Source organism: Haloferax sp. Atlit-6N (assembly GCF_003383195.1).
Classification (GTDB): Archaea; Halobacteriota; Halobacteria; order Halobacteriales; family Haloferacaceae; genus Haloferax; species Haloferax gibbonsii.
The window spans coordinates 1-520 of sequence record NZ_QEQJ01000182.1 but is presented as its reverse complement, the minus strand read 5'-3'; the positions used below and the strand labels follow the sequence as shown (position 1 = coordinate 520).

Here is a 520-nt window from a genome sequence, read left to right as displayed (position 1 = left end):
GATGTTGATTACTGTCTGCTTGGTCACCTCCTCTCTTCCGAACTCGTGCGTCCCGTAGAGGTTCGCAGTGAGGAACAGGTGTGCGGGGAACGCACTGCGGGCGTGATCGTGGATGTCGTCCTCGTTCATCTTCTTCGTCAGGCCGTAGAGACTCACCGGATCCCGCGGGTGTTCCGCTCCGATCGGAAACTCGACCGGTTCGCCGATCACAGCCATACTGGAGGCAAAGGCCAGCGGAATCCCGTGTTTGCGGCAGTACCACGCGAGGTTCTCCGTCCCCTGAACGTTGACCGAGAACGCACGGTCGGGATCGCTTTCACAATCCGGAATCCCGCTGATCGCCGCGAGGTGACAGACCACGTCGACATCCGACAGCGCTGTCTCCAGTCGCTCCTCGTCGCGAATGTCGAGTTCGACGAACTGTGCGTTCGAGAATGTCGAGATCTGATGGCCGGATAGATCGTCGATCGCAACTACGTCAGCGCCCGCATCGAGAAATTCGCGGACCACCCGCCAACCG

At 60.0% G+C, this 520-nt stretch carries 1 protein-coding gene; it reads right to left on the bottom strand.

Annotated elements, in window-relative coordinates:
• Positions 1-520 (bottom strand): NAD(P)-dependent oxidoreductase (locus DEQ92_RS21830; RefSeq protein WP_115821779.1); only part of this gene is annotated, 520 nt, incomplete at both ends.